This is a genomic window from Pseudomonas kairouanensis, from assembly GCF_004682055.1.
Taxonomy (GTDB): domain Bacteria; phylum Pseudomonadota; class Gammaproteobacteria; order Pseudomonadales; family Pseudomonadaceae; genus Aquipseudomonas; species Aquipseudomonas kairouanensis.
Map to the genome: position 1 here is coordinate 1 of NZ_QUZU01000087.1, position 8005 is coordinate 8005.

An 8005-nucleotide genomic window follows, 5' to 3' on the forward strand; every position below is an offset into this window, starting at 1 on the left:
GTGTGTCAGTCAGCACATGAGTTGACTGACACACCGCATTCGCGAGCAAGCCCGCTCCCACATTTAGAGCAGTGTCAGGCTCAAGTTCCTGCGATCAATGCTCTAGCCGCCTGGGTGTGATCGGCGATCAAACCTTTCAAGTCCAAACCTTCGACCTGGCCATCAATCACTCGCCATTTACCCCCCACCATCACCCGGTCCGCCCGATCTGCACCGCACAACAACAGCGCCGAAATCGGATCATGGCTGCCGGAGAACCGCAGCTCATCGAGCTTGAACAGGGCCAAGTCAGCCTGTTTGCCTACCGCCAACTCACCAATATCCGTGCGCCCCAGCAACTGCGCCGAACCCTTGGTCGCCCAGCCCAACACACCTTGCGGGGTGATTTTTTCCGCGCCGTAACGCAGGCGCTGGATATACAGGGCCTGGCGCGCTTCCAGGATCATGTTCGACGCATCGTTGGAGGCCGACCCGTCCACGCCCAGGCCGATAGGCGCGCCGGCGGCGAGCAGGTCCAGGGTCGGGCAGATCCCGGAGGCCAGGCGCATGTTCGAACTTGGGCAATGGCAGATGCCAGTGCCGGCGGCGCCCAGGCGCGCGATTTCATCGGGGTTGAAGTGGATGCCATGGGCCAGCCAGGTGCGCGGGCCGAGCCAGCCGACGCTGTCCAGGTAGTCCACGGTGCGCAGGCCAAAACGTTGCAGGCAGAAGTCTTCCTCGTCCAGCGTTTCCGCCAGGTGCGTATGCAGGCGCACGTCGAGTGTGTCGGCCAGTTCTGCGCTGGCACGCATGATTTCTGGCGTAACGGAGAACGGCGAGCACGGCGCCAGGGCAATCTGGATTTGCGCGCCATCGCCGCGCTGGTGGTATTCGTGGATCAGGCGTTGGCTGTCATCCAGGATCACTTGGCCCTCTTGCACCGTTTGTTGTGGCGGCAGGCCACCATCGGCTTCGCCCAGGCTCATGGAGCCCCGGGTGAGCATGGCGCGCATGCCCAGTTCGCGCACGCTTTGCACTTGTACATCGATGGCGTTTTCCAGGCCGTCGGGGAACAGGTAGTGGTGATCGGCGGCGGTGGTGCAGCCTGAGAGCAGCAGTTCGGCCAGTGCCACTTTGGTGGCCAGGGCGAGCTTTTCCGGGGTCAGCCGCGCCCAGACCGGGTACAGGGTTTTCAGCCAGGGAAACAGCGGCTGGTTGACCACCGGTGCCCAGGCGCGGGTCAGGGTTTGGTAGAAGTGGTGATGGGTGTTGATCAGGCCGGGGAGGATGACATGCTCGCGGGCGTCGAACACTTGCGCGCACGGCACAGCGGGTTCTTGCCCCAGGGCCAGCACTTGGGTGATCACACCGTCTTGCAGCACCAGGCCGCCACGGGCGTCGAGGCCATTGGCAGTGAAAATCGCGAGGGGGTTTTTTAACCAGATACGGGTCGCAGGCATTGGCCGGCTCCTCTGAATGATGGGTTCAGGTTTGCCAGCTCAGTGTTGCCCTGTCTGCTGATCCAGGGTCGCCGGTGAGGGCGAGGGGCCTAGAGTACGCGTAGTTCTAGATATCGTCTATCTGTAGGAAAGTTGGCGCAATCAATGTGGGAGGGTGGATTACCAGGCGATGGTGTCGCCCTTGTAGTCCACGAAGTGATGGCCGCCCTTGCCGGTGTAGGCATTAACCTGTTGCACCAGGCCACGCACGCTGGTGTCGACATCAATGTGGGCGTTTTCGCCGCCCATGTCGGTCTTCACCCAGCCCGGATGCAGCGACAACACGGTGAGCTTGTGGTCGCCCAGTTGGGTGATAAAACTGTTGGTCATGGAGTTGAGCGCTGCCTTGCTGGCCTTGTACAGCGCCAGGTCCGAACCGTCGGGGATGGTCACGCTGCCCAGTACCGAACTCATGAAGGCCAGCACACCGGTGTCCTTGCGGATCTGCCCGACAAAACGCTGGGCCAGGTTGATCGGCGCCACCGCATTGGTGAAGAACAGTTGCCCAACTTCCGCCAGGGTGGCGTGGCCAGGTTCCTGGTTGGCCGGGCCTTTGACGCCGGCGTTGACGAACAGCAGGTCAAAGGTGCGGTCCTTTAGGCGCTGGCTCAGGGCGATCACGGCTTGCTGGTCGTCCATGTCGAGTTTTTCGATCTGTACCGGGCCGACGGCCTTCAGGGCATCGGCCTTGCTCGGATCACGCACGGTGGCGGTCACGTCCCAGCCGTCCTGGAGCAGTTGCTTGACCAGGCCAAGGCCCAGCCCGCGGGAGGCGCCGATGATCAGTGCGGTTTTTGGCGTAGACATGAAAAGCTTCCTTTGGAGTCGCGGTTCAGGGAATTCAACGTTGCAGCAGGATACGCCCACGGCTGAGGTCGGCGAGTTGAATTTGCAGGGTGTCGATATGCGCTTCGCCCACGGCGAGTTGTAGCTCGACGCCGTTGGCGGTGAAGGATTCTTCTACGACCAGCCCACCCAGTTCGGCAACACGCAGTTTCACCAGGTTCAATTCGGCGAAGCCGCAGGCGCAACTTAGCGGTACACGGCTGATCAATTCGATGCGTTCGGCGTTTTGCAGGCATTTATTGGCACCGCCGCCATAGGCGCGGGCCAGGCCCCCGGTACCCAGCTGGATACCGCCATACCAACGAATCACCAACACCGCGACCTGGTCAAAACCTTGTGCCTCGATGGCGGCCAGGATCGGCCGCCCGGCAGTACCACCGGGTTCGCCATCGTCATTGCTGCGATAGTGGTCGGCCAGTTTCCAGGCCCAGCAGTTGTGCGTGGCGTTCAAGTCGCTGTGCTGCTCGAAGAACGCCTGGGCGTCCTGCGGGCTGGTGATGGGGGCCGCGAGGGTGATGAAGCGGCTCTTGCGTATTTCTTCACGAAATTCGCAAAGGCCGGTAAGCGTGAAAGACATAAGGCGCTTCGTTTAGAGGGCCGGCTTTACGCCGCAGCCTTTGAGAATGATTTGGATCAGGTTGGTGCCGGCGTCTTCCATGTCCTGCTTGGTCAGCTTTGTGCGACCGGTGACGCGGCAGATCTGCGTGGCGAAGTCGGCGTAGTGTTGGGTGCTGCCCCATAGCAGGAAGATCAGGTGTACAGGGTCGACTGGGTCCATCTTGCCGGCATCGATCCAGGCTTGGAACACGGCGGCCCGTCCGCTGAACCAGGCGCGATAGTCCTGGCTGAAATATTCGGTAAGGCATTCGCCGCCGCTGATGATTTCCATGGCGAAGATTCGCGAGGCCTGGGGGTGGCGTCGCGAAAACTCCATCTTCGTGCGGATGTAGCGGGTCAGGGCGATGGTGGGGTCGTCCTCGGCGGTCAGCGTGTTGAAGGTGCTGTCCCACAGTTCGAGGATATTGCTGAGCACCGCGATATACAGGCCCAGCTTGTTGGTGAAGTAGTAGTGCAAGTTGGCTTTGGGCAGCCCGGCACTGGCAGCGATGGTGTTCATGCTGGTGCCTTTGTAGCCATGTCGCGCGAATTCGTCTTCAGCAGCCTGGAGAATCGCTTGTTCGTTCTTTTGCCGAATGCGGCTGGCGGGTTTCCCGGCGGGGTTGCTGTGGGCAGGAACTTCGAGGCTCATGGAGGTTTCCGTGCTGATCGATAGAGACGACGTGTGCACAGATACCCCACCCTCAAGCCTCAGACAAGTCCCGATGCAATAAAACCGTCAAAGCGGTTCGAGTGTGTCGCTTTCCGGTGTGTGGTTTGCGGCAACGCTGCCGGCCTTGGCCTCCGGTAACAACAGGCACAAGACGATGGCCGTCAGACCGCCGCTGGTGATGGCCGAGTCGAACAGGTTTTGCACCAGGGTTGGCATCAAGTGCAGCAGGTTCGGTTGGGCGGCGATGCCCAGGCCCACGCCAAACGAGGTGGCGATGATCAGCATGCTGCGTCGGTCCAGCGGCGCCTGGGCGAGGATGCGCACGCCGGCGGCGGCGACGCTGCCGAACATCACCAGGGTTGCACCGCCTAATACCGGTTTGGGAATTTGTTGCAGCACTGCACCAATCAACGGAAACAAGCCGAGACAAAATAGCACCACGCCAATGTATAAGCCGACGTAACGGCTGGCCACGCCGGTGAGTTGGATCACACCGTTGTTCTGGGCAAAGGTGGTGTTGGGAAACGCGCTGAACGTGGCGGCGATCATGCAACTGACGCCATCGCCGAGTACGCCGCCCTTGAGCCTGCTTATATAGGAGGGGCCGCTGATGGGCTGGCGGGCGATCATGCAGTTGGCGGTGAGGTCGCCGACAGTTTCGATGCTGCTGATCAGGTAAATCAGCGCGATGGGTAGGAAGGCGCTCCAGTCGAAGTTGAAACCAAAGCGAAAGGGGATCGGCACACTGACCAGGGGCAGGTCGGGCAAGGCGTGGGGTACGAGCTTGCCGCTGAACCAGGCGGCCACGCTGCCCAGGGCCAGGCCGATGATAATCGCCGAGAGCCGTACCCACGGCGTGTTGGAGCGATTGAGCAGAATGATGGTCAGCACCACGAACACACCCAGCGCCAGGTTGGTGGGGGCGCCGAAGTCGGGGGCGTTGAACCCGCCGCCCAGGTCAGTGATGCCGACCTTGATCAAGCTGATGCCGATCAGGGTGATCACAATCCCTGTCACTAACGGTGTGATGACTCGACGCAGTTGGCCAATAAAGCGGCTGAGCACGATCTGCACCACGGCACCGAAAAAGCACACGCCGAAGATCATCGCCATGATGTCTTCCGGGTTGCCGCCGCGCTGCTTCACCAGGAAGCCCGCCGACAGTACCGCGCCGAGAAACGCAAAGCTGGTGCCCTGCAGGCAGATCATCCCGGCGCCGATACCAAAAGGCCTACGCGCCTGGATGAAAGTGCCCACGCCGGAGACCATCAACGCCATGCTGATCAGATAGGGCAAATGCGCGCCCAGCCCCAGGGTGGAGCCGATGATCAGTGGCGGGGTAATGATGCCGACAAACGCGGCCAATACATGTTGCAGTGCCGCCAATAACGCGGGGGCGGGCTTTGGCCGGTCGTTGAGGCCGTAGATCAGGTCGTTGTTGCTTGAGGATTCTGGTGGCATGGCGGGCAAACTCAAGGTCTATGTCCTTGGGTTCTTGCAAAAAGCTGTCCAACTGCTCAGCTTTTGCGTCGAGGCCGAATTAGCGGGTGGCGGCGAGACTTTCCAGGAAGCTTTCCAGCACCAAATGGGGGCGGCGACCCTTGCGTGTGACCGATGCGAGGCTTAAATCGTAAAAACGTGTGGCCGGTTTCAGCGCACGTAGTCGGCCTTGTTGTACCCACAGGCTGGCGTAATGATCGGGCAGGTAGCCGATGTAACGGCCGGTGAGAATCAGGAATGCCATGCCTTCCCGGTCTGAAGCGCTGGCGGTGCAGTTGAGTGCCTGGTAGTGGGCCTGGATCTCGGCGGGCAGGCGGAAGGTGGGGGCGATGGCGTCCTGGCTGTCGATACGCTCGTCGCCCAGTTGCTTGTTGTCGGCATAGAACAGCGGGTGGCCCACCGCGCAGTAGAGCAATGAGCGTTCGCTGTACAGCGGTTGGTACTCCAGGCCGGACAGGGCACTGGCCTGGGGCACCACGCCCACATGCAGGCGGCCGTCGAGCACGCCTTGTTCAACTTCGTTGGGGGCGATCATGCGGATCTGGATTTGCACGTCCGGGCCACGCTCCTTCAATTGCGCCAAGGCGTGGGTGATGCGCATGTGGGGCAGTGTCACGAGGTTGTCGGTAAGGCCGATGATCAACTCGCCGCGCAGGTGCTGGTGCAGCCCGTTCACTTCGGTGCGAAAACTCTCCAATGCACTTAATAGCTGCAAGGCCGATTGATAGACCTCGCGGCCCTCTTCGGTCAGGGAGAAACCAGCGCGGCCGCGCTGGCAGAGCCTCAAGCCCAGGCGTTGCTCAAGATCACTCATTTGTTGGCTGATGGCCGAACGACCGATGCCGAGCACGGTTTCTGCCGCCGAGAAGCCGCCGCATTCCACCACGCTGCGAAAGATGCGCAATAGGCGAATATCGAAGTCGCTGACTTGGGCCAGGGGATCGGGGCGGCGGCTGCTCATAGTTTAGTGACGGCCTGACTGAAGGTTAGAAGAGTTGAATTTCACCGACTTTATCGCCGTGGCAATTTAGCTGCAACAACGCTTTTCAATCCCGACGCTGCCTTTTGCCCTGCGAGGTTTTGCTGATGAACATGCCCGAAAACGCCCCATCGTCCCTGGCCAGCCAACTGAAGTTGGACGCGCATTGGATGCCTTATACCGCCAACCGCAACTTCCAGCGTGACCCGCGCCTGATCGTGGCGGCAGAAGGCAGCTGGTTGACGGATGACAAGGGGCGCAAGGTGTATGACTCCTTGTCAGGCCTGTGGACCTGCGGCGCCGGGCACACCCGTAAAGAAATCCAGGAAGCGGTGGCCAAGCAGTTGGGCACCCTGGACTACTCGCCGGGCTTCCAATACGGTCATCCGTTGTCCTTTCAACTGGCGGAAAAGATTACCGATCTGACCCCAGGCAACCTCAACCATGTGTTTTTCACCGACTCCGGCTCCGAGTGCGCCGATACCGCGGTGAAGATGGTGCGTGCCTACTGGCGCCTGAAAGGCCAGGCCACCAAGACCAAGATGATCGGTCGTGCTCGTGGTTATCACGGTGTGAACATCGCCGGTACTAGCCTGGGTGGTGTAAACGGCAACCGTAAGCTGTTTGGTCAGGCGATGATGGATGTCGACCATTTGCCCCACACCTTGCTGGCGAGCAATGCCTTCTCCCGTGGTATGCCGGAGCAGGGCGGTATTGCCTTGGCTGATGAACTGCTCAAGCTGATTGAACTGCACGACGCGTCGAACATCGCCGCCGTGTTTGTCGAGCCGATGGCCGGCTCTGCTGGCGTACTGGTACCGCCGCAGGGTTACCTCAAGCGCCTGCGCGAGATTTGCGACCAACACAATATCCTGCTGGTGTTCGACGAAGTGATCACCGGTTTTGGTCGTACGGGCTCGATGTTCGGTGCTGATAGCTTCGGTGTGACCCCGGACCTGATGTGCATCGCCAAGCAAGTCACCAACGGTGCGATCCCGATGGGTGCGGTAATTGCCAGCAGCGAGATCTACCAGACCTTCATGAACCAGGCCACGCCTGAGTACGCGGTGGAATTCCCTCACGGTTATACCTACTCGGCTCACCCGGTTGCGTGTGCGGCTGGCCTGGCGGCATTGGATCTGCTGCAGAAGGAAAACCTGGTGCAGAGCGTAGCCGAAGTCGCGCCGCACTTTGAGAATGCGCTGCATGGCTTGAAGGGCAGCAAGAACGTGATCGACATTCGTAACTATGGCCTGGCGGGCGCGATCCAGATTGCTCCGCGCGACGGCGATGCCATCGTGCGCCCCTTCGAGGCCGGCATGGCTTTGTGGAAGGCGGGTTTCTACGTACGCTTCGGCGGCGACACCCTGCAGTTCGGGCCAACCTTCAACAGCAAGCCGCAGGACCTGGATCGCCTGTTCGATGCGGTCGGCGAAGTGCTGAACAAGATCGACTGATTTCTCCTTCTATATAGAACAACTTTTCAGGAGCCCTGCATGAGCCTTATCCAGCATTTGATCAACGGTGAGTTGGTCAATGACAGCGGTCGTAGCGCTGACGTGTACAACCCGTCTACCGGCCAAGTGATCCACCAGGTGCCGTTGGCCAGTCGCGAAACCATTCAACAGGCGATCGATTCGGCCAAGGCGGCCTTCCCGGCATGGCGCAATACGCCGCCAGCCAAGCGTGCCCAGGTGATGTTTCGTTTCAAGCAATTGCTGGAGCAGAACGAAGCGCGGATTTCGCAACTGATCAGTGAAGAGCACGGCAAGACGCTGGAAGACGCTGCCGGTGAACTCAAGCGTGGCATCGAGAACGTCGAGTACGCATGCTCGGCGCCGGAGATTCTGAAGGGCGAATACAGCCGTAACGTAGGACCGAACATTGATGCCTGGTCGGATTTCCAGCCATTGGGCGTGGTAGCCGGGATTA

The 8005-nt window shown here is 60.5% G+C and carries 8 protein-coding genes; 2 read left to right on the forward strand and 6 right to left on the reverse strand.

The features are described 5' to 3' along the window. Positions 1 to 80: 80 nt before the first annotated feature. From DYL59_RS30975 to DYL59_RS31000, 6 genes are all read right to left on the reverse strand, one after another. Positions 81 to 1439, reverse strand: a complete 1359-nt coding sequence (locus DYL59_RS30975; protein ID WP_135292589.1) for an 8-oxoguanine deaminase — start codon at positions 1437 to 1439, stop codon at positions 81 to 83. Between the two features lie 159 nt (positions 1440 to 1598). Continuing rightward, the gene (locus DYL59_RS30980; protein WP_135292590.1) at positions 1599 to 2285 is read right to left on the reverse strand and encodes an SDR family oxidoreductase; all 687 of its coding nucleotides are present in this window, start codon (positions 2283 to 2285) and stop codon (positions 1599 to 1601) included. 34 nt (positions 2286 to 2319) lie between these two features. After that, positions 2320 to 2901, reverse strand: a complete 582-nt coding sequence (locus DYL59_RS30985; protein WP_135292591.1) for an IMPACT family protein — start codon at positions 2899 to 2901, stop codon at positions 2320 to 2322. Between the two features lie 12 nt (positions 2902 to 2913). After that, positions 2914 to 3573, reverse strand: coding sequence for a TetR/AcrR family transcriptional regulator (locus DYL59_RS30990; RefSeq protein ID WP_135292592.1), 660 nt, complete (start codon positions 3571 to 3573; stop codon positions 2914 to 2916). Between the two features lie 87 nt (positions 3574 to 3660). After that, positions 3661 to 5055, reverse strand: a complete 1395-nt coding sequence (locus DYL59_RS30995) for a uracil-xanthine permease family protein (protein WP_135292595.1) — start codon at positions 5053 to 5055, stop codon at positions 3661 to 3663. 79 nt (positions 5056 to 5134) lie between these two features. Beyond that, positions 5135 to 6055, reverse strand: coding sequence for a LysR family transcriptional regulator (locus DYL59_RS31000; RefSeq protein ID WP_135292593.1), 921 nt, complete (start codon positions 6053 to 6055; stop codon positions 5135 to 5137). A 125-nt stretch (positions 6056 to 6180) separates the two neighbouring features. On the opposite strand from DYL59_RS31000, the gene aptA reads away from it, so the two are divergent. Continuing rightward, on the forward strand, positions 6181 to 7530 hold the full coding sequence (gene aptA, locus DYL59_RS31005) for an omega-aminotransferase AptA (protein ID WP_003188272.1): 1350 nt from the start codon (positions 6181 to 6183) through the stop codon (positions 7528 to 7530). Between the two features lie 39 nt (positions 7531 to 7569). Further along, positions 7570 to 8005: aldehyde dehydrogenase family protein (locus tag DYL59_RS31010; RefSeq protein WP_135292594.1), on the forward strand; the 436-nt coding region annotated here is incomplete at its 3' end.